General features: G+C 37.4%; 19 protein-coding genes and 1 pseudogene. 19 read left to right on the plus strand and 1 reads right to left on the minus strand.

Features of this window, described 5'->3' with window-relative positions:
* The first annotated feature begins 8 nt into the window (after positions 1–8).
* Genes HMPREF1504_RS07950 through HMPREF1504_RS07975 form a run of 6 tightly spaced genes read left to right on the plus strand, consistent with a single transcriptional unit; the run spans position 9 to position 6,014 of the window.
* Positions 9–1,127, plus strand: coding sequence for an EpsG family protein (locus tag HMPREF1504_RS07950; protein ID WP_038124933.1), 1,119 nt, complete (start codon positions 9–11; stop codon positions 1,125–1,127).
* 15 nt (positions 1,128–1,142) lie between these two features.
* Entirely contained in the window at positions 1,143–2,675 is a 1,533-nt protein-coding gene (locus tag HMPREF1504_RS07955; RefSeq protein WP_038124934.1) for a polysaccharide biosynthesis C-terminal domain-containing protein, read from the plus strand.
* Positions 2,676–2,691: 16 nt separating this feature from the next.
* Positions 2,692–3,576 carry a polysaccharide biosynthesis/export family protein gene (locus HMPREF1504_RS07960; protein ID WP_051411698.1) on the plus strand — a complete coding sequence of 295 codons (885 nt, stop codon included), beginning with the start codon at positions 2,692–2,694 and terminating at the stop codon, positions 3,574–3,576.
* Between the two features lie 24 nt (positions 3,577–3,600).
* A complete protein-coding gene (locus HMPREF1504_RS07965; protein WP_038124939.1) occupies positions 3,601–4,296 on the plus strand; it encodes a 2-C-methyl-D-erythritol 4-phosphate cytidylyltransferase in 696 nt (231 codons plus the stop codon).
* A 3-nt stretch (positions 4,297–4,299) separates the two neighbouring features.
* Positions 4,300–5,328, plus strand: coding sequence for a galactitol-1-phosphate 5-dehydrogenase (locus HMPREF1504_RS07970; RefSeq protein WP_038124940.1), 1,029 nt, complete (start codon positions 4,300–4,302; stop codon positions 5,326–5,328).
* A gap of 14 nt (positions 5,329–5,342) precedes the next feature.
* Positions 5,343–6,014, plus strand: coding sequence for a ribulose-phosphate 3-epimerase (locus HMPREF1504_RS07975; protein WP_038124942.1), 672 nt, complete (start codon positions 5,343–5,345; stop codon positions 6,012–6,014).
* A gap of 35 nt (positions 6,015–6,049) precedes the next feature.
* Here the strand turns inward: HMPREF1504_RS07975 and HMPREF1504_RS10620 are convergent, their stop codons facing one another.
* Positions 6,050–6,301 carry a transposase gene (locus tag HMPREF1504_RS10620; RefSeq protein ID WP_051411700.1) on the minus strand — a complete coding sequence of 84 codons (252 nt, stop codon included), beginning with the start codon at positions 6,299–6,301 and terminating at the stop codon, positions 6,050–6,052.
* A gap of 128 nt (positions 6,302–6,429) precedes the next feature.
* Here HMPREF1504_RS10620 and HMPREF1504_RS07985 point away from each other — a divergent pair, with 128 nt between their 5' ends.
* The 13 genes and pseudogenes from HMPREF1504_RS07985 to HMPREF1504_RS08045 all read left to right on the plus strand — a co-directional run bounded on the left by HMPREF1504_RS07985 (position 6,430) and on the right by HMPREF1504_RS08045 (position 22,965).
* On the plus strand, positions 6,430–7,104 hold the full coding sequence (locus HMPREF1504_RS07985) for a hypothetical protein (protein ID WP_038124944.1): 675 nt from the start codon (positions 6,430–6,432) through the stop codon (positions 7,102–7,104).
* A 122-nt stretch (positions 7,105–7,226) separates the two neighbouring features.
* Positions 7,227–8,657, plus strand: a complete 1,431-nt coding sequence (locus HMPREF1504_RS07990; RefSeq protein WP_038124946.1) for an AAA family ATPase — start codon at positions 7,227–7,229, stop codon at positions 8,655–8,657.
* Entirely contained in the window at positions 8,639–9,331 is a 693-nt protein-coding gene (locus tag HMPREF1504_RS07995; protein ID WP_038124948.1) for a hypothetical protein, read from the plus strand. Before HMPREF1504_RS07990 ends, HMPREF1504_RS07995 begins: the two co-directional genes overlap by 19 nt.
* A 226-nt stretch (positions 9,332–9,557) precedes the next feature.
* On the plus strand, positions 9,558–9,959 hold the full coding sequence (locus HMPREF1504_RS08000; protein ID WP_038124950.1) for a hypothetical protein: 402 nt from the start codon (positions 9,558–9,560) through the stop codon (positions 9,957–9,959).
* A 262-nt stretch (positions 9,960–10,221) separates the two neighbouring features.
* Positions 10,222–11,550: an S-layer homology domain-containing protein gene (locus HMPREF1504_RS08005; RefSeq protein ID WP_038124951.1), complete on the plus strand. Its 1,329-nt coding sequence runs from the start codon at positions 10,222–10,224 to the stop codon at positions 11,548–11,550.
* 429 nt (positions 11,551–11,979) lie between these two features.
* Entirely contained in the window at positions 11,980–13,188 is a 1,209-nt protein-coding gene (locus HMPREF1504_RS08010; protein ID WP_038124953.1) for a lipopolysaccharide assembly protein LapB, read from the plus strand.
* 383 nt (positions 13,189–13,571) lie between these two features.
* A pseudogene (locus tag HMPREF1504_RS08015) lies at positions 13,572–15,791 on the plus strand (autotransporter outer membrane beta-barrel domain-containing protein).
* A gap of 712 nt (positions 15,792–16,503) precedes the next feature.
* Positions 16,504–17,160: a hypothetical protein gene (locus tag HMPREF1504_RS08020; protein WP_038124955.1), complete on the plus strand. Its 657-nt coding sequence runs from the start codon at positions 16,504–16,506 to the stop codon at positions 17,158–17,160.
* A 180-nt stretch (positions 17,161–17,340) separates the two neighbouring features.
* Positions 17,341–18,486: a glycoside hydrolase family 3 N-terminal domain-containing protein gene (locus tag HMPREF1504_RS08025; protein WP_038124957.1), complete on the plus strand. Its 1,146-nt coding sequence runs from the start codon at positions 17,341–17,343 to the stop codon at positions 18,484–18,486.
* Between the two features lie 255 nt (positions 18,487–18,741).
* Positions 18,742–19,767 (plus strand): AAA family ATPase, encoded by a 1,026-nt coding sequence (locus HMPREF1504_RS08030; RefSeq protein ID WP_038124960.1) that lies wholly within the window; start codon positions 18,742–18,744, stop codon positions 19,765–19,767.
* A 273-nt stretch (positions 19,768–20,040) separates the two neighbouring features.
* Positions 20,041–20,772, plus strand: a complete 732-nt coding sequence (locus tag HMPREF1504_RS08035; RefSeq protein ID WP_038124962.1) for a sigma-70 family RNA polymerase sigma factor — start codon at positions 20,041–20,043, stop codon at positions 20,770–20,772.
* A 172-nt stretch (positions 20,773–20,944) separates the two neighbouring features.
* Positions 20,945–21,550: a hypothetical protein gene (locus tag HMPREF1504_RS08040; protein ID WP_156919375.1), complete on the plus strand. Its 606-nt coding sequence runs from the start codon at positions 20,945–20,947 to the stop codon at positions 21,548–21,550.
* Positions 21,551–21,588: 38 nt separating this feature from the next.
* Positions 21,589–22,965 (plus strand): YadA-like family protein, encoded by a 1,377-nt coding sequence (locus HMPREF1504_RS08045; RefSeq protein ID WP_038124964.1) that lies wholly within the window; start codon positions 21,589–21,591, stop codon positions 22,963–22,965.
* Positions 22,966–23,189: the final 224 nt, after the last annotated feature.

Below are 23,189 nucleotides of genomic sequence, written 5' to 3' on the forward strand. Positions count from 1 at the left end.
GTGATCCTATGGCTTTTTGGATTGGTCTGGCCATATTTATATTAGCATCTATTGTGACGGAACGTTTACTTCCACCAAAGTATAAAAAGTTTATGCCTATCTTCGTGATTTGTGTTATAACTTTCTTTGGCTTATTTAGATATGAAATTGGCACTGATTATGACTGGTATATAGTGCTATTTGATACAGTTAAAATCGATGATCTCTATCCGGAACCCACGTTTTTGTTGTTAGTTGAATTCTTACATCAATTTCACTTCTCTTATCAAATGCTGTTCATCGCTTATGAGCTTCCAATTATGTTAATCTTATGGAGCAGTATTAGGTATTATACAAAAGATACGGAAATCCAGATTTTAATCATCGCATTGTATTACTGTTTACAATATTTCTTCTCATTGAATGGTATTCGCCAAGGCCTCAGTATGGTTCTTATCTTCTGGGGCTACCGTTACTGTTTAGAGCGTAGCTTGTGGAAATATTTATTAGTGGTGGCCTTTGCTGCATCTATGCACTATAGTGCTGTCGTAGCTGTCATACTATACTTTGTGCCTACTAGAGTATTCTCTTGGTACAAGTACGCAATCGTATTTATTTTGACATTCCTTATATTTAAGCTAAATATCGTATTAAGTGTTTTGTCTACGATTTTTGGTATCTTACAAGTAGATGGCCGTTATTTAAACTACCTCTCTGATGTAGACTCTGTTAATATGACGGGGTTATACATGTTTGTACAGTTTGGTTTGTTCTCTATTGCTCGTATAGCGATTATGGAGCTCAAGCCAAAGTATAAAGGTTTGTTAAATATTTGGTTCTTAGGAATTCTAGGACACTTCTTGTTCGCTTTCTCATTGCCGATTACACGTTTAACAAAATATTTTGAGTATTTTATTATTCTTATCATGCCTTATACGATTCAATACTTGAATTCCAACTTTCTATTGCAAGTGAAAGATAAAATCTACAACTTTAAATGGGGATATATTATATTGTTGTTCTATATGTATACCTTCTTGAATATGATGTCTGGGATTCCACAAGATTATTATTCAAATTGGCGTAACCCATATCCTTCAAGTATGAATATCGATTATCAATTTAACTTTAAGATTTTTGATCGGTAGAGTAGGAGAAATAATATGGCTCAGAACTTTTCTACACAGCGAAAGGTTGGCACCTTGTTGTCCTACGCACTCTTACTAGGCAATACGATTGTTAACTTAGCCTATGTACCGATTCTACTATCTTTTATTGGCGTTGCTGAGTTCGGTTTGTATCGATTGCTTGGATCTATTATTGCTTATTTTAACGTATTAGATTTCGGGTTATCTGCAACGATTACCCGATTTTTAGTAAAATATAAGACTTTGCAAGACCAAGAGAAAATTGACAAGCTATTAACAATGTCCCTCATTCTTTACGTAGGTATTGGGGTACTCCTTAGTCTTATAGGTCTCATATTCTATTTATGTATTCCATATATTTTTGGAGCTACCTTGGATTCATCTATGATTGGTAGTGCTCAAAATATCTTCTTATTGCTCTTATTGAACTTAATGGTGCTCTTCGGTTCTAAGGTTTTTGATGCGGTCATCATTTCTGAAGAGCATTTCATATTCCACAGATCTATTAGTTTACTACAAATATTGCTACAACCCTTTGCGATTATTGCTATGATTATATTTTATCCATCTGCAATGAGTGTTGTTCTTGTACAAACAATCTTTAATGTGGTATTGGTGATTGTAAAAGTTTTGTACTGTCATAACAAATTAGGTACTAGATTGGTATATCGTGGCTGGGATAATGAGATAATTCTAGCTATGAGAAATTTATCCCTTAGTACATTTGTAGTTGCTATCGTGGATCAAGTATTTTGGCAAAGTAACCAGCTTTTATTGGGTATGAAGATGGGCGCTGAATCTGTTGCAGTGTATGCTATTGCGAGTCAGATTTATATTAACTATATGAATATTGCGTTAGCTATATCTGGCACATTGTTGCCTAAGATTACGGCTATGATCACAAACCGCTGTAGCGACGAAGAGTTACAGAATTTGTTCCTTAAAATAGGGCGATTACAATTTTATTTATTGTCTTTAATCCTCAGCGGATTTATTGTATTTGGACATAGTTTCCTACATTACTGGGTTGGCGATGGTTTTGACTTGGTATATGTCATTACCTTGCTCATCATCGCACCATTCACCATCGACCTAATCCAGAACGTTGGCCTTGCTATTATGCAAGCTCGTAATGTGTATCATGTGCGCGCTGTAGTCTATGTCCTCGTTGGTACATTAAATATAGTTCTTGCGTACTTCTGGATTGATTCATATGGCATTGTTGGTGGAGCAGTAGCCACGGGATTTTCTATGCTACTAGGAAATGGATTTATTATGAATGTATATTACCAACGTTATATGAAGCTGAATATTATTCATTTCTGGAAAGAAATTTTCCGCTTATCTATCGTTACTATCGTAGCAACTATAGTGGGATTATATATTGTTCCGCATATTGATTTAAACAAATCCATTTATATTTTAATGGTTAGTATGTTAGTATACACTTTTATCTACTTTGGACTTCAACGTGTTATTAATTTTAATGCCTATGAAAAGCAGTTAACTGACTCAGTTTTGGTTAAATTGAGATTAAAGAAAGGGTAATATTAAGGAGATAAACATGAACAAACATAAGTTATTAATGTCTGTTGTAGGGGCTTGCTTGCTAGGTAGTGTAGTTATGGTAAATGCAGCTGGTGTTGAGTATATGGGTAGTATTTCCACTTCTTATAATCAAGATGTGCAAGATGTTTCTGTTGTAAGTAGTCCTGTTAATGGTAAAGAGGTTGTTATATTTAAAACGAAACATCCTACAAAAGAACAAAAATTAACAATGGTATTAGAGAATGGAGAGTACATTAATCCTAAAGATAGTGTATTTTCACTTGCTCGTACAGATATTGGTGAATATCGTTTATCCAAGTATGATAAAATTAATCTTCATATGCTAGGCTATAGCAATGGTGAACTTGGGTTCTCTGGTGGTGGCGATGCAACTAGTAAATCTGGTATTACACTCATGATTGGTCCAGATGGTCGTGTTAATACACCTTATACAGGTGTTGTTAAACTATCTGGTCTTACTTTAGAAGAAGCGACGGTTGTATTAAATCAAAAATTCTCTAGATATGTACATGATCCAGACATTACGATTAATGTATCTGAATATGGTGGTCGTCAAGTTTATGTAATGGGTGAAGTGCCAAAGCCTGGGATTTATCGTTTAGGTGCTGATTATATGAATGTATTTGCTGCTCTTTCCAGTGCACAAGGTACTGCTAGAAAAGCTAGACCACGTCATATTCAAGTAGTACGTGTTATCGACGATACAGTATACGTACGCGAGGTAGATATGGAAACTTTCATTAAGAAGCAAGATATTAAACAGAATATTGCTCTTGAAGATGGTGACATGATTTATGTACCTAAATCTCATCGTATTATTCCGAGTGATATTGCACCATTTGCATCACTTGCTTATACACTTCATAATATGACTGACTAATAGGTAGGCTGTAGGGGGAATAAAATGAATATTGCATTGATTATAGCTGGTGGTGTTGGTAGTCGCTTTGGTGCTGATATTCCAAAACAATTTGTAGAGGTAAATCATAAACCTATAATGGCATATACATTGGAGACTTTTGAACAATCTATGGAGATAGATGTAATCATTGTCGTTTGTGTTGCGAGCTGGGAAGATTATATCGATCGTTTAAAAAGTAAATTTAACATTACTAAGCTTGTATCTATTATTACGGGGGGGAATTCTCGATTTGAGTCTATTAATAAAGGAATTCAAGAAGCTAATAAGATTGCTACTACTAATAATGATATAGTTATCATTCATGATGCAGTACGTCCCTGTGTTACATCTAATCAAATTAACAGTAGTATTTTTGTAACCCGTCAACTTGGTGCGGCTTTGGCAGTTGCACCATGTTTTGATACGATGTTTATTAGTGAAGATGGTGATATGATTGATGGTGTATACCCTAGAGAAAAATTGTTTCGAGGTCAAACACCGGAGTCCATGAAGATATCTATTGCTAATAAGATCTATAAATTAGCAGAAGGAGATTGCAATTATATTGATTCACCTACTAATTTATTAATGTACTATAATCAACCTGTTGGTAAATCTTTAGGTTCCTCTAATAATCTAAAAATAACTACTCAAGAAGATATAATGTTATTTAAAACAATTTTATCTAATAGGAGATAAAAAATGAAGGCTTTAGTATTGCATAAAATTGGTGATTTACGATATGAAGATATACAATTACCACAACGAAAATCTGATGAAGTGATTGTAACGATTAAGGCTGCCGGTATTTGTGGTAGTGATGTTCCTCGTGTATTTACAAAAGGAACATACCACTTTCCGACAGTACCAGGACATGAATTCGCAGGTGTTATTACTGATGCTGATGATGAAACCTTGATTGGAAAAAAAGTAGCTATTTTTCCACTTATTCCTTGCCAACGGTGTGAATTTTGTGAAATAGGTAAATACGAACTCTGTAATAATTATGACTATTACGGTTCTCGCCGCGATGGCGGTTTTTCTGAGCAGTTAAACGTAAAATTAAGAAATCTTGTTTTTTTACCAGATGATATGGATTTGTCTCTAGCCGCTCTAGCAGAGCCGGCAGCAGTAGCATTACATGCTATTCGACTTACAGGTGTTAAGGGATTAGATACTATTGCTATATGGGGATTAGGCCCTATTGGATTGCTTTGTGCTATGTGGGCTAGAGCATTTGGCGCTCGTGTTATTGGTATTGCTAGAGATGAACGAAAGCTAGCTTTTGCTAAGTCGTTAGGGTTTATAGATTTAATTAATAGTGAAAAAGTAGATGTTGTAGAAACTATTAAAGAGTTAACTAGAGAGAATGGGGTCGATTGTTGTATTGAAGGAACAGGGGCATCTGAACCTTTAGGACAAGCTTTATTAGCTTGTAATGCAGAAAGAACTGTTTTAGTCATGGGAAATCCACAGGGGAATATTGAATTATCTCAACAACAGTATTGGGCTATTTTGCGTAAACAACTACATGTGTGCGGTACTTGGAATAGTAGTCATAATCAGCATATAGATGATTGGCAAACAGCTATTAAAGGTTTGTATGATAATACAATAGATGGAAAATCATTAATTACACATCGCTATGATTTTAGTGAATATCAAGTTGCTTTTAATAAGCTTCGTGAAAAACAAGAACATGTATGTAAAGTCATGTTTATTAATGAATAAATTCGGGAGAAATTATGTTACCAGTTAAACTATCTGCATCTTTAATGTGTGCTAATTTACTTGAAATCGAAAAGGATATTAGGGAACTAGAAAAATCAGGTATTGAATATTTGCATATGGATATTATGGATGGGGTGTTTGTACCAAATTTAATGTTAAATAATTTATTTTTAAAAGCTGTTAGATCCATAACAACTTTACCATTTGATATTCATTTAATGATTACTAATCCAGAGCGGAAACTCGATTGGTTTGATATTAAACCAAATGATATCGTTTCTATTCATTTTGAATCTACCTCTAATGTATTGGGGAGTTTACAATTAATTGAGGAAAAGGGTGCATTGCCAGGAATTGCATTGAGTCCGGCTACATCTATTGAGTCTATTCGATATTTATTAGACAATATTAAAATGGTTAATGTTATGGCTGTAAATCCTGGTTTTGCTGGTCGTAAAATGGTACCTATGACCTTACAGAAAATAAAAGATACTCGAACAATGTTAGATAATTTGGGATATGAACATATTATGGTGGAAGTAGATGGAAATGTGTCATTAAATAATGCGCCATTGATGCGGGAGTCGGGTGCTGATTTATTTGTTGTAGGGTCTTCTGGATTATTTTTACCCAATGTGGAAATTCAAAAAGCTACACGAGATTTAAGAAATTGTATGAAACAATAGTAGATAAAATCTATTTTATTTTGAAATTGTCCTAATCAATCGTGAGGAATTTTGACTATAATATTATCGAAAATAGTATGTAAAGAGCGCTCATAATATCCATTTCGAGAATTCCCCGTATTATAGCCACTGACATCGTATTTGTCATAGGATAAAAATTCAGTTAATTCAGTTAATTCAGCTAATAACAGCGTATTTAACATCGTTTCGAGCTCATTACGAAGTAAATCCATAAAAATTGAATGATTATCTGGAGTATCAACTGAGATTATGTTACCTCTAAACATAGAGAATCAACCTTCTTTCTACGATTTTGCTTGGTAACTTAATCATAAAGTAGCTAGGTTCTTTTTTTATTGTTTGAGAACAGGTTATACAAAATATATTATACTGCCATAAAGAGGGTAGGAAGGTTATGCATAATGATTTATTAGAATATAAGAATAAATATAGAAAACTAATTATATATATTTTATTGACAATATTTATTTCATTAATTTTTGGAGGTATATTATCTTGGTCTATATATTATTTTAAAACTTTCTCTTTAATACCTAATCAATCTGATATAATTAGTTTATTTGGAAGTATATCAAGTGGAATTATTGGTGGTGTAGGAACTATAATTGCGGTTCTATTAAGTATTAGTAAAACTGATGAAATACAACGCTTACATGAGTTAGAATATAAAAAAGAAAAGCAACAATTATTTAGTAGAGAAATAATGGATTTGATTTCAAAATATATAACAGATATTTCCGGATATTATTATGGTTGTAGGCGACAAGTTTATTTGCAAGATAAATTAAATAGTACAACGAATGAACTTGAAAAAATAACGCTTAAAAATGAGTTAGAAAAGTTAACAATTAATCGAAGCACTGCGATTGAGTGTAGATATTCTTTAATATTACGATTACAAGATATTAAATCAGCAGAAGTGTTATTAAAATATTTAAATAAGGTACATAACCAGATAAGTATAAACGAAGATATTAAGGAAAAAGAATTTAATCAACATATTGAAAATTTATTAGCCATTACATATAACTTTTGCAGATCCTATATTGATGTTAGTGCTTTAAATTAAACTTGATAGAATAAGTTTATATACGAACTGTAAAAACGGAATTTTTTATTCTGTTTTTACAGTTCTTCTTTTTTGTTTGTCAAGTTTGTGATACACTATTGACAAGAAAAGGAGAATTAATTATGAATACGCCCATTATTCGTTTAGAAGAGATTACAATTAAAAATCTAAAGAATGTTGAATATGGTCATATTAAATTGAACGTAGATAAGAAATGTTCTTCGGCAAATTTATTAGGTTTATACGGACAAAATGGATCAGGAAAAACGGTTTTGATTAATGCGATTGATATATTAAAACAGTTATTGATGGGTCAGAGATTACCAGATAATTTAGTTGATTATATTAATATCAATAGTGATTTGGCAGAACTCTCTTTTGAATTTTCTATACAAATTGATGATGATAATATACATGTATATTACGATGTAGAATTAGCTAGAAATAAGGTTACTAGTGATAGTAATACAGACAATATAGATTCTATAAAAACTATACCTATTGTAAAAAAAGAAGTATTACAGTATAGAATGGAAAACAGTACTACATCGATTAGGAAGAATATAATTGCTAATACAGATACTACAGAAGTATTTATACCTAAAAGCAAATTTGAAATTTTATTTGGTAAACATTATGATGATATGACTGATTTTCTTGTAGATAAACGGCTTTGCCAAGCTACATCCAGATCCTTTTTATTTTCTTCACTATTTTTGAAACGGCTTAATTCTAGACAGGAATTTATTGAAAATACTAGTGAGTATAATTATATTTTTATGATTATACATATGTTAGTGAAATATGGCAATCATGATTTATTTGTCGTATTAACCTCTCATAGTGGTCTACACGGTCTTAATGTATTACCATTAGAAATAAATGTACAACAAGATGATATGGGACGAATCGGTACTATTACTTTACCTTTAGATAAACCAATCACATTACCAATACCTATTGTTGATGAAATTCATAATATTATTAGTATGATGAATTTAGTTTTATCTGAAATTATTCCAGGCTTACGGATTTCAGCTTCTGATTTAGGCGTTGAATTATTAGAAAATGGTGAAAACGGTAAACGTTTAATGCTAGTTTCTAATAAAAATGATAAAAGTATACCTTTAAAATATGAGTCAGAAGGTATACGTAAAATTATTTCTATTTTAAGCCTATTAATTGCTGTATATAATCGTCCATCTGTTACCATTGCTGTTGATGAATTAGATGCAGGTATTTTTGAATATTTGCTAGGGGAACTACTTCGAATTATAGCTGAAAAAGGTAAAGGTCAATTGATTTTTACATCTCATAATTTGCGTCCTTTAGAAACCTTAGATAAGGAATGTATTGCCTTTACTACAACAAATCCAACTAATCGTTATATTCGGCCTAAAAATGTGAAACCATCTAATAATTTAAGAGATTTTTATTATCGGGATATTACATTAGGTGAGCAAGCAGAAGAAGTTTATAAACCAACACAAAATGCTGAAATTTCATATGCTTTCAAGAAAGCTGGTGGATATAAGTGGCACGAAAAAAAATAGTGCTAGTAATCGTAGAAGGTCCATCAGATGCTTCTGCATTAGAACGGTATTTTGTTAAATATTTTGATAGTGATCGTATTGTAACAAAGATAATACATGGTGATATTACTACTGATAAAAATATTGATCAATCAAAAATAAAAGCACACTTGGGAAATAAGGTTAAATCATGGATTACAAAAGATAAATTTAAGAAGTCAGACATAGATAGGATTGTTCATATTGTTGATATGGATGGTGCTTATATAGATGATACACTCATCCAATTAGATGAATCATGTAAAGATCCATTTTATTCACCTGTATCTATAAAAACCTCAAACGTAGAGAATATTCGTATTAGAAATGTTCAGAAGAGAGAAAATGTAGATACATTGAGTACTAATACAAGCGGTATTTACAATGGTATTCCCTATAAGGTGTATTATATGTCTTGTAATTTAGATCATGTATTATATAATCTTCAAAATGCTACTGATAAAGAAAAGGAAGATTATGCATTAGAGTTTTCAGAGAAATATATTGATAATATTGATGATTTCATAGCATTTCTATGTGATTCTGATTTTTCTCGTTGTGAATCTTATGAGGATTCCTGGAAATTTATTAAGGATGGTAAGCATTCATTAGAACGGTATAGTAATTTAGGCCTTTGTTTTTTGCCCTCTAATTAGTAGAGCATTAGTATAAAAGTCTATGATTATTCATCAATCCCTTATTAATGGTATATTTAGGAAATTAGGCTGTGAAAATCTAATAAAGTTTATATTCAGTTTATTGCCCCCTAACACACCGATTTTGTATAATCTATATATGAATGAAATTATCATGAAAATCGATTGAGTTGATTTCATATTATTAGATGGGTATGTATATAATGTGTATTGATGGGGTGTTAGTATGGGGACATATGTATTGTCTGTAGGAAACAAACAACCGATTCATATGGAAATTATAAATGCAGCTAATGATGTAGTTATTAGCGGACAATTGAATACATATCGTCTTGACTATGATATGGAAACCAGTGCTGCCATCTTGCGCTTTTCCTTGCAAGGATCAGATACCGTATACTCATTACAACTAGGTGAGGCAGATACAGCCCTTGAAGCGGAGGCTATGACACCACAAGAGATTTTCTTTACTATTGTTAATTTCCTTGGTGAGCTTATTCATAAGGCAAAATCCTTTGGTCGTACATTAGCTATGAAATTAGATGATACAACATCACGTGTATACGTGAAAGACTTGTTACAAACACACGATACATATCGTGTATTTACTGGTCAACTAGCGTACTAATATATTGCAATATAAACATAATATTGATAGAACCCTAAAAAATGAGGCATTGACTTAGTCGGTGCCTTATTTTTATCGTCTCGCTCCCCCCCATGAAAATCCAATGAACTTTTCTCTAAAATATAAAATATTTGTTATAGTATGTTATACTTATGTCATATTCTGTATACAACGGTTATCACTTATAAGGGGTTAGGGAGATACGTGTTAGTAGGGCCGAATTGCAGATGTGTATGATTCTTTTTTGGAGAGAGGTATAGTTATGAAAAAACAATTTGCCGCTATCTTTGCAGCAACAGCTGTGTTGGGTGTAACAACTGCGTTTGCAGCGAATCCATTTTCCGATGTAACCCCTGATTCTTGGGCCTACCAAGCCGTGTCTCAATTGGCTAGCACTGGCATCATCACGGGCTATCCAGATGGGACTTTCAGAGGCGAAAATGGTATTACTCGTTTCCAAGTAGCACAAATGGTAGCGAAGGCGCTTGCTAACCAAGATCGTGCGAATGCGGAACAACAAGCCTTGATTAACCGTTTGGCTGATGAATTCTCTAACGAATTAAATAACTTGGGCGTTCGCGTGGCTCGTTTAGAGGACCGCGTGGGTAATGTGAAAGTAACCGGCGATATGCGTCTTCGTTATCTTGGTTCCCAAAAGAAAGATGGTAACTATGTAAACGCTATGGGCGATTACAGCAAAGGTTCCCAATTCGACGCGCGTGCTCGCATTCAGTTCAACGCGAAGGTCAATGACCGCACAGATGCTGTCGTTCGCGTAACATCTGGGGACTTTGAATTTGGCGATGCGACTAATGGTGGCAATGCAACGGCTACTATCGATCGCGCTTATGTAAATCATAAATTTGGTGAACGCGTGTCTGTGAAAGCTGGTCGCTTCGACCAAATGCTCGGCAACGGTTTGATTTATGATGACACATTCGATGGCGTTCAATTCAACGCAGGCAACGACAAAGTTCAATTCCAAGCAGCCTACGGCTATGCTGTGGCAGGTGCTTTTGACGGCTTAACTAAAAAATCTAATAAAACTTTCACCTATGCAGGCGTTAAAGGCCAACTTAATAAACATGTGAACCTTGGCGGCTTCTATGCGCGTAGAAATGCACACAAATCCAGTGGTGACGCACTTAGAAACATGTATGGCTTCAGCACAGACATGAACTTTGATAAAGTTTGGGTTGGTGGCGAATGGGTGAAAGCTGCTGGCGTTTCTCACGGTTCTGCATGGACTGCTGGCCTTGGCTATGGTGACTACGACCAAGCAAAACGCGGTTCTTGGGACGTAAAAGCACAATACTTCAACTTCGGCCAAAACTTAGGCGCTGCATCCTCTACATGGGACATCGCTTACGATCTAACTAATACAGCTTGGGCTACAACTGGAGCTGGTGTCACTACTAGTGCGTTGAATTACCAAGGCTTCAAAGGCTGGTTATTAACTGCTGATTACGCATTACAAAAGAACGTGGGCTTAACAGCATACTACGGCTTCAACAACAAAACAAACAAGGCTACTGGCGATAACGAAAAACTTTCCAACTACTACCGTGTAGACCTTAACTACCAATTCTAATATGATGATTGGTATCGTTCATAACTAACACAATCCCCTTGATGAGTATCTTGGTACTTATCAAGGGGATTTTAAATTAGAACACGCCTGTAGTAATTAGCAAGACGAGCCTGATATAGTGTTTCTAGAATTAGAACAGGTGTGTTCTAATTAGTAAGATAGCCTGATATGGTCTCTCTAGAAATAGAACAGGCCTGTTCTAATTTGTAAGATAGCCTGATATGGTCTGATATGGTCTCCAGAAATAGAACAGGCCTGTTCTAATTTTTAGAAGAGGTATTAAAGGGTCCAGGCAATACTACAGGCCTGTACTAATTTTCAGATGAGATATTAATAGAATAAGGCCTTACCTCTAGAATTAATATACCCTCTCGTGATATATTACAGATAAGTAGTATTTTTACGTTTATATGTATAAGGAGATACTCTATGTTTCGCTTTCAAAGTGAGTTATTATTACGTTTACAGAAACAATTTATATCTGAACATGAGGCTGAATTCAAACCTATTGAGGATTTGATAGAAGCATTTATGACTCAATATAATCGTGGTGATTTTAATGATACGATAGAAATGAAATTACGTGATTTATATGAGGCTGCAAAAGAGGCTGATACGACTGAGGAATCAAAGAAATTGTACAATAAGATTCTTGCGTTATGTCCTGATGAAGTAGATGCTAAACGGGAACTTATAGCTCTTGAGTTGCATCCAAGTTTTCAACTTCATCAGCTAAAACAGCTAGTAGAATCGTTGAAAAAACCTAAGAAAATGGATTGGCATATAATCGAGGCTCGTCCTTATATGCGATGCCTCATCGATATGGGGATGATATATTTAGAATACAATATGTATAATGATGCGATTGCATGCTTTACTCCTGTCTTTCACGGGGACAAGCAAGACCATTCAGGATTCCTTGTGTACATGATGGTTGCTTGTTGTGGCGCTGCCAATTGGGATCGTGGTCGCAAGGTGTATCAGAGCTATCTCGCATGTTGCGATGATATACAAAATGCATTTAATCAGGCACCAGATATCATGTTGCCGATGCATATGTTGTATATTTTATTGGCTTTGCAGTGTGGTGAAAGTAAGATTGCCTATAATGTATTAGCAGACCTTGTTGACGAATATGAAGATATTGATTGGTTATTACAAGATGCAACGCGGTGGAACGATTTTGTGGAAGACCACTTAGAGACCATTATGTATATGGTAGACCAAGTGATTGATATAGATTTTGATCCACGGGAATTAATAAGCTTATATACTGCTATCTCATTTTTACCGACTCAATTGGTGAGTTTTGAAAGCCCATTATGGCAGACTTTATATGATGCGTATGAATGTGTTACCGGTCTAATTGTTGTGAATCGGTACTCTAATGATAGTTATATAGGAAAATGTGAGACAGCTCATATGAGTACCGTAGAGGTTGATAAAGGTGTGGCTGTGCGAGGAAATCCGGTATATGACAATATACGGTTTGGTGCACAAATTACACTTTCACAAGCTGGCTTATACACAGTAGCTGATTTTAAAACAGTTACTAAACAAGAAGTATTGATGCTACCAGGCATCGGTAAAAAAACGGTGGAACAACTAGAGCATAATGGTGTTACATTTAAAGCGTAAAATGTGCGTTGAGCTCACTAGCTATCCTAGGATAACGAAGGGCTATTTGTCTTTTCCATAACTAACACAATCCCCTTGATGAGTATCTCGGTACTTATCAAGGGGATTTTAAATTAGAACACGCCTGTAGTAATTAATAAGATAGCCTGATATAGTGTCTCTAGAATTAGAACAGGCGTGTTCTAATTTGTAAGATAGCCTGATATGGTCTCTCCAGAAATAGAACAGGCCTGTTCTATTTTTTAGGAGAGGTATTAAAGGGTCCAGGCAATACTACAGGCCTGTACTAATTTTATTTCTCTCATATTTACAAACGACAAACTATAAATTATAATTTAAGATAATTTATAGTTTATTTATATTGTGAGAGTGAGAGGACTATTATGAGACATGTAAGTAAAGCAAAGCTATCGCTAGCTGTAGCGCTGGCGATTGCTGGCGCGATTATCCCTAATGCTATGGCTATGGATGACGATGGTGTAATTCGTGCTGATAATTTTTATGTTATGAACCTAGGTGAAGTACCGAGAGTTCTTGAAGGTATCGAGGCCGATCATAGAGCGATTATTGCTATAGATCGTGTACATGCTCGTGCAACTGATGATAGACCTGCTATTATAGTGGCTAAGAATGATGGTTCCATTACCGTTAGAGAAGGATTAATTCAAGTAGGGAATGTAAGTAGACCTGCAGTAATTTCTAATGGTGGAGTTGTAAATCTTGGCGTTGATGGTTCTCATGGAAAAATACAAGGCTATGATATTAATCTTGACGGTGATGTGCGCATTGACGGCAATGAGGAGACTTCCTCTATAATCAATATTGGTTTAGATCAGAAAGATGCATTATGGGTTGGTTTTGCTCTTAATTTAGCAGATAAAAATTCTCCTCATGATAATCATATCAATGTATTCCTTGGTGAACAGGGTTATTGGGATCATTTTTATCAAGGTGGTTTATCCGGTACAAGCTATTCTACTATGACTACACCGAGTCATGTACATCGTTTAGTAGGTGCTAAGAACCGTAATTTTAACAATGGTGTCACACAATCGGAGCATAATGAAATCCATATAGATAAGCTCGAAGGCCATGTGAACTTTATTTATGATCCTAATGATGAATATGCAGATACCGAAGATCCAGAATATACACCGCCAATCACAACATATAATGGTTTAACGGCCGATTCCTTCTGGGGTGGTGACATTCATATCACAAGTGCAGCCCCTAATTCTGGCGCTCATCTATACACTAGTCGCAAAGGACTAGACTTGTCTACTGAGGATAATGTAAACAAGGTTTTAGATAATCTTGCACATAAGGTGTATTATCATAACTATGTGACTGGTGAAAGAAACCTTGAAGGCACAGTAGCCATTGCTTCTGAAGGTGCTGAATCTGGCCGTTTTAAGGTAGTAACGTCTGGTTATGCTAAAGAAGGTGCTATTACATGGCAAGCGGATCAAAATGGTCAAGGTAAATATGTATATGGTAATACAACAGTAACACCTACACCGCAACCAGCGCCAACGCCAACACCGGCGCCACAACCGGCACCAACGCCAACACCGGCGCCACAACCGGTACCAACGCCAACACCGGCGCCACAACCGGCACCAGTACCAACACCAGCACCGCAACCGGCGCCACAACCAACACCGGCACCGCAACCTGCACCACAACCAGCCCCAGCCCCAGCCCAATCAATGGCATATGATACTCCGCATATGCGTGGTGCTCGTTCTGCGATTATGAGCAACATCAATGGCTGGCGCACATTAACAAATACTTACCGTCCTCGTGCATTGCAACAAGGCGCAACAACAGGTATTTGGGCCCATATCGGTGGCGGTCAATATAGCTATGATGCACAAGGTATTGATACCGATACAACCTATACACGCATTCAAGGTGGTTACGACGCTAAAACTGGTAGCGGTTGGACTGTAGGCGGTTAAGTGTCTTACCTTCGTGGCCATGATGATTATGTATTTAATGGCTCTGGCAAAGAAAAGGCCTTTGCTGTTGGCGCCTATGGTTTGAAAGACCTCGGCCGAGATCAATACATTCAACTTGAATCCCAAGTTGGTCGTGTAACGAATACTTTCACAGCTCGTAATGAAATTGGTGAAAGCCTATCTGGCGAAACGAAGGCTAATGCATACACTATCGGCGCGCGCTATGGTAAAACTGTGAAATTACAAAATGGTGTATACATTGAACCGCAAGCACAATTGAGCTATACTCACTTTGGTGGAGATAGCTTTAATGCAGGCACCATGCATGTAGATCAAGCTGGCGTAAGCAGCACTGCTGGCGGTCTTGGCCTTGAAATTGGTAAGACCTTTGGCGCAGGCAGTATCTATACTCGTGTCGGCGTTAACCATGCCTTCTCTGGCTCGGTAAAAACTACATACACAAGTGGTTCTACTGTGAAATCAACAGAACAAGACCTTAAAGGGACATGGACTGACCTTGCATTCGGTGGCCGCTATGGCATCAATGCTAACAACAGCCTTTATGCTGATATTAGCACCGGATTATCTGGCGACTATAAAGCAGGCTGGTCTGTGAACGCTGGATTTACACATAAATTCTAAGATATGTTTACCTAAAACAATCTGAGGATATAGTCGATATATAAATAGCCCCAGAGTACTAATAGCCGTATATATTAGCTGTTAGTACTTTGGGGCTTTTATAAATTTAACTCGTATATCTGTATTTATAGATGCTTATTGCTTAACTCATATGTTCGCATTATAATTAGTTTAAGATAGTCGGCGAGGTTGGGCCTCTCTTCGTTAATGGAGGGAGGGGTGCTCTATGAGTGATTATGAGTTAATCATGATAATTCTAGAGGTGATGACTGTTGTTATTGCCTTTGGTGCACTTGTGGCTCTTATTTATCTTGGAAAAGACAAATAGCCCTTCGTTATCCTAAGGTAACTAGGTAACTGAAAGGCCATTTCATCACTTTCGTATTTTTTGAGATGAGCCTGACGGAACTACTCGCTGGGCTATCTTCTTTTATTATAAGGAAAATTATATATATCGTCAAATCCAAATAAACTTAATCAATTATATGGTGTCTCTAGAATTAGAACAGGCGTGTTCTAATTTTAAAAGGGTATGTACGAAGGTTCGGAAATTACTACAGGCCTGTTCTAATTTTAGGAGCAGTATCAAAGGGGCCCATCAATACTACAGGCCTGTTCTAATTCCAAGTAGGTATGTCAGAGGAACGCAATCTCAGAAAATGTGGTATAATAAGTTGTTAAATCGTATACAATCATTTGATGAGGAGGCCTCATGTTTCAACGTATATGCGCAGTGGCTATGTTTGTAGCCGCGCTGTTTATATCTGTTATACCCAATGCCGATGCTCGGCAAGATATTTATGCTTTCACCTATAATGGCAATAATTGGTATGTGGACCGCGATTCGATTGATCGCAGTAAACCGGACGGGTTGCTACATTTTACGGTGTACACCATGATTGGCTTGCGTTATGATGTGGCGAGCGGTAGTGAGTATTACAACGCTGATGTATATTATTACGATCAAAAATTGTCTACCGAAGGTGGTCAGTTATTATATCGGAACCCAGGTATCTTGGCGGCGGCTCGTGTGGCACGTCAACAACCGGATGCGCCTAAACAAGCACCAAAACCAGTGGTAGCACAGCAAACAGCATCTCAATCGATAGCAGCTCAAACGGCGGCTCAATCTGTAGCGCCAACGGCACCGCAACCAAATATCGTCAAGGCGTTATCGACACCGGTTCAAGCCCCTGTACCTGCTAATGGTCCTGTGAAAGTAAACACTCAAATACCTATTGTATTACCAACAGGCCCAGTGAAAAAGGTAGCGGCTAAAACGGTGATGACCCTTCATAAAGCACCTCAACAAACAACGGATTCCACATCTGAGTCCGATGAAACAGGAACAAATCATACTCGTAAATAATCTTAACACTACAATCTAGTTCTATGTATACTGAGAATACATCAGTTATATATTCGACTAGGTTGTAGTTTTTTATTATAATGATAGTATACAAGTGTTAACAATAGGACTTATGACTGGGAGGATATAAGTTCTAGTTTATCTATAGTTAGGTTGAGCTGTCATAGAGGGTAGAGAGATATGAAGCAGTTCGTAAAGAGGCTAGCTTGTGGTGTTTTGGCGATCGTCACGATGGGCACCATTGTAGGGTGTAGTCGAGAGGAGCCGAGTGTGACGACAAATTCTGACCGTGCGCCCGTAGGGTATAAGGCGATTGCCGCTATGAATGCGTCGGCTGCGGAAAAGGCGGACCGCAGTGTGCGCACGATGTCACAAGAGGACAAGATTGGTCAGTTAATGTGTATCGGTCTAGATGGCACTACATTTGACGAGTCACAAAAAGAATTAGTACGTAAATATCGCGTAGGCGGTATTTTGCTAGATCATGATAATATGGAATCCAAGGAGCAAGTGCGGGCTTTCACAAAAGGCATACGAGATACTGCGAATACGTCCAGCCTCATGCCACCGTTCATCGCCATGAATCGAGAACGCATGCAGTATAGACCTAATTTGATGCTACCGTGGACGGATTCTAAGCTATTATCGAAACAGGGCTTTGATGCGGTGTCGAGTCTAGCGACGCGCACGGCCATTGAGATGCGCGACCTTGGGTTCAATCTCAATTTGGGTGTTATGGTGAATACCCACTCGTTTTACTCGTACACGAGCGATGTGGACCGGGCGGCGCGCATCGGTGAGACTATTACTAAACGCTATGCGGCGAATCGCGTGTTTACGGGGTACCAATATTTTCCAGGCGGCGCTGATTACACGGTGCCTGGTATGAAACTAGATGCGTCGAAGGCGAGCCTCATGGACGATGATGGTCGCGTATTTGCTCAGCTCATCGATGCGACGCGTGACGAACATCCTATGATTATGGTGAATGCTGTGAAAGTACCCTCTATCGATGCGAATCATCCGGTGAGTCTATCTAAACCGATCATTATAGATTGGCTACGGAATGAACTGGGCTTTGACGGCGTCGTGATGACCGATGATATCGAGGTCGGTGCTGCCGTTGCTGGTATGTCCATAGAGGATTATGCGGTGCGTACTATTAATGCAGGCAGCGACATGGTTATCCTTTGTAAGCATGCCAAGCACATCAAGGCAGTTCACGACGCGTTGACGCAGGCCGTAGCAAATGGAACCATTTCCGAAGCACGCCTTGATGAAGCGGTGCGCCGCATCATGCTCATGAAATTTAGCAATGACCGATAGATATGGCTTACAACTGTAAGCTTTAATAATAAGAATGTAAAATTAGGCATAGAAACTCTTTTCTTGTAATAATGTACCCTCTTTACTGAACAAACAGTAAAAGGGGTACATATCATAATGGGAAAAGAGTTTTTTTATGTGTAAAAAATGAATTTATTATCTATTTGTTAAAATTTACAAGATATATTTTATAGTTTATTTAAAATATGATATAATAAACTCCTGAGAACTATTTTAAGGGAGGTGAGATCTTATATGAAATGTAGTAACCATGAGGCGGTCATTGACGCCATAATGGAACTATACAATCAGGACCGCATGGAAATGAGTGTTGTACACGGTCCTTACAGCGTTGGTAAAACGTATATCGCTAGAGCGTTACAGGCTCGATTAGGCAAGGGTCATACCATATATCTGCTTGGACGCTTGGCGAATGAGTCCATTCATATTCGATCAATTGAGAGAGAACTAAAGGTGCCATCAGGGTCTTTTAAGACTTTAGAGGATGCATTGCGTGGCGTTTTTCAAGCAAGTCTTGACAAGCGGATCATGCTCATCATAGATGATTATCCTTCATTTGTGGATACGGTTCCACAAGCGCCTATCATATTGCGTGACTTGATGGAAACCTATCGCGACCATGGCAAAGTATTCGTACTCCTCATGGGAACCCATGTGGACGAATTAAAAGGGCGAATCTTGGGCGAATCAAGCTTGATTGCAGCCTACATTCATAGTTATTTCAAGGTCAATCCGTTCACACTTGATGATGTGAGAGCATTAGGTTGGGACTATACGGACGAAGATCTTGTTAAGCTATACCATGTAACAGGTGGTATGCCGGGGAATCTCGTGCATATAGATCCCGCCTTATCGGTAGATGAAAATATTGTGCGTCTATTCTTCAGACCACAAGGCATATTATGTACGGAACCACAACGATTGCTTATGCGCTACATTCGTAATGTAGGCGCCGCTAATGCGATTCTCTATGCGTTAGCACAACTGGATAAGCCGTTCTATACAGAATTATGTCATGCCAGTGAGCTTAAGAGTGGCACCTTTGCAACCCGTATGGCCGACCTCTTAGATATGGAAATTATTGGACGTATTCAAGGTGGTAGCCGTGGTCCATTGCGTTACGCAGATTACCATTTTGTGAATACTATGTTCCAATTTTGGTACCAGTTCGTGTTCCCAAATCTTGAGGAAATCAATTGCGGTCAAGGGCAATATATTTACGATACCATTGCAAAACCTGCGCTAGATACACTCGCTTAATACAATCGTTTTAGTGAAATGAATTCGAATTCGTGCGACTTGTAATTGATTCGAACTTGCTCATTGTACAACGATCGATTCAAATTCATGCAGCTATGTAAAATTGATCTAAATTGACGTACTTTTCTGAAATAGGTTTGTAATTATACACAAATACATATGTAACAACAAAAATTCCGCTGTAAATCTATGCATTTATGGCGGAATTTCTCATTTGTCTAAATACTCAATTGGGTGTATATTCCAAGTAAGCCTAGGCAGAAAGGAACGAATATGAACGTGAAGCATGTGGTTTGTCCCCAAAAGGTGTTACAAGCGGTGACAGACCTTAGTTTAGTGCGCGTCTGCCAAGAACGTCGTGTATCGGTACTCAGTACGGAACGAGCCGTGTGGCCTATCGAGGAATTGACTATCGATGCGGCACAAATCGAGCTATGCCGACGCTATCGGCCGCTTATCATGCGGTATGCGAGCCGATGTAGTACGGCTGTGATGACGGATGACGTCGAATCATTTCTGTGGATCATCTTTATCGAATCTATCTATAGCTTTCACACATCGGGAAAGGTACCATTTTCTGGCTATGTGAAAGCAGCCATTCATTATGGTTATCTTAATTTTTATAAACAATCAGCTCATCAGTGGCGCCACGAGTTAACCTTGCCTCTATGCACCGGTGATGATGTATCAGAGCCAGCGATGGATCAGTTCCCTAGCGATGTTGATCTTGAACGAGATATTGTCGGTACGGTGACAGAAGACGAATTGCGCAATCGTCTGTGGTCTGCTTTCAGAAAACTGCCACGGCAGCAACAACAGTTATTGTATGCCCTATATCGAGATGGCAAGAGCTGCGTAGAGATAGGCTGTGAAACACATCAGTCTAGACAGGCTGTGCAACAACGCCATCAAAAGGCCATCGACCAATTGCGGTACTATATGATGGTAGCGGATAATAAAGAATTCGATATTCAAGATATGCAAAATATGCATAGTTATAAGTAACTTTAAAAAATCTAAAATATTTTTTAATTTATATATTTACAGCTTGTAATTATAGGTATACAATTAACTCATAAGTGCTGCTAAAGCACATTTATATAACACGTGTTATTTATACAATTTTACAAGAGGAATTCCTTAGTTTTATTACTCATTAATCTTAAGAAAGGTTATAATGATGCATAATACAGCGTATCAAACGGTAAGTAATAAAGAATCAATTTCTTGTAATCCAAATGCGATATATGGCGATGTAGATCACCATATATGTTGCTTAATCCCTGTTTACATAGATGGTGGTGACTGCACCGCATGTTATTATGTAGATGGTCGGCGTGATGTCATTCACAAATCCATTAAAACGGTATTGCGAGAGATAGCACGATACGAGGGTGTTCTAGCAAACGGCATTCAATCAACAAGACGGTCAAAACCCATGTATACGGATCCACGAACGTTAGGTCCTAACATGACATTTGCTTGTCTTAAAGCACGGAAACCAATTGCGCGCGATGTGGTGTATGGTTTATTCAATGTTATTATTCCATTTCAATACCGCATTGAGCCAGGACCAGAACCACATACAACGTATATCATCATAGGAGACTTTGATCCTATACTCGTATTTCATTCCCCTGACCACGTGCAACGCAAACTACGGGATGCTTTGTTAGAGCATTTAGATTATACAAAACGGATGCTCGCCAAATTGAGTACCTGCGGTAACCCTTATGTGGTGGCTGAAATCTATGGCGCATCAAGAACATTAGCGGGAGTATAGCAACATGGTGTAAGAGGAGAGTGTAGGAGGGACATAACATGAATTACGCAACAAAATTAAGTATTGTAACAATGGTTAGTGTGTTTAGTGTATCTTTTATGGGCTTGGTGCAAGCCGCTGATACACCTATCGTTTCATCAGGTGGTGTAGCCTATAATATTGGACTACAAGGATCTACTTTTACCAATTCAGATAATGTTCAGCTTGGTGGTAATACTGGGGCAGCTAACAGTGATCCATATTCCCATGCAGGAGATCCGAATGCAAAGGGTAATAATATCGCTATTGGTCGTCTTGCTTTAAATGGTTCTCAAGGTGGTGGCAATGTAGCACTTAGCTCTAAGACCTTTGCAGGTGGTAAAGGTGATTATAACTTCTTAGCTAACTTTGCAGCCGGTTATAATTCAACCATTTCCGATACAATTGCTATAGGGTATTTTGCAGGTTCTTATTCTCAAGGCAATAAAAACGTATGGCTTGGCGCTTCTCAAGCTGCCCATAGTAAGGCTAATAATACCGTATTAATCGGCTCTAACTCTACTGTAAACGGCAATTTTAACTATGGCATGGGTCATGGCATTATTTTTGAAGGCAATAAGAACTCTGCCATAGGTGCATACAACAAGATTGAAGGTAACCAATCGGGCGCCTTTGGTGTAGGAACGTATAAGATAGCTGCCGTGAAGGGCGATAATTCCTATAGCGTTGGTAACTATAATCAAGTGAGCGCCAACAACACATTCGTAATGGGTAATAATGTAAAAACATCTCTAGATAATGCAGTTGTGTTAGGTAATAATTCCACTGCTGAAAGTAGTGATGCCGTGAGCACCCCAAGTTATACTTATGCAGATGGTACTACCATTAAGTTTGCTGGTACTACACCGGTATCCACCGTATCGGTAGGCGCTACTGATGCAGAACGTACCATCACTCATGTGGCAGCTGGCCGCGTTAGCGCGGAATCCACGGATGCCATCAATGGTTCCCAATTATATGGTGCAAATCAACAAATCGATAATCTATATAACAAAATTAGCAACATTGGAAAAGAGGCCAATAAAGGCGATGCTCGTGCTGCGGCACTAGCTGCATTACATCCAATACAATTTGATCCAGATAATCGAGTACAAGTGATGGGCGGTATTGGCCACTACAAAGATGCCAATGCGCTAGCCCTCGGTGTGGGTTACTATCCAAAGGAAAACTTGCTCCTCACAGCAGGTGCTACCGTTAGTGACCGCATCATGGCCAACCTTGGCGTATCCTATAAGTTTGGTGAAAACAAAACACTACAAAACATCTCTCCTGCATCCTATAATGCTCTCGAACAACGGGTAGATACATTGGAGGCTCAAAATAAAAAATTACAAGAAACAGTAGACATGCTAGTACAAAAACTAAATAATAAATAATTTGAAAATTCGGTTACATATATACTATAAACGGATCTTTCATAGAAAACCTCACAATATAAGCGGATAGTTAATCCATCGGGATTAGCGATCCGCTTTTTATTGTTTAAATCCATTAATTTAACTAGTTATATAATTTGTAATACTATTAAATATTTGATAGTAATATTAAATAAACTATTTACAAATATTTAAAATATGTTAATATATTCATGTAAACATCA

This window comes from Veillonella sp. ICM51a, from assembly GCF_000524355.1.
GTDB lineage: Bacteria > Bacillota > Negativicutes > Veillonellales > Veillonellaceae > Veillonella > Veillonella atypica.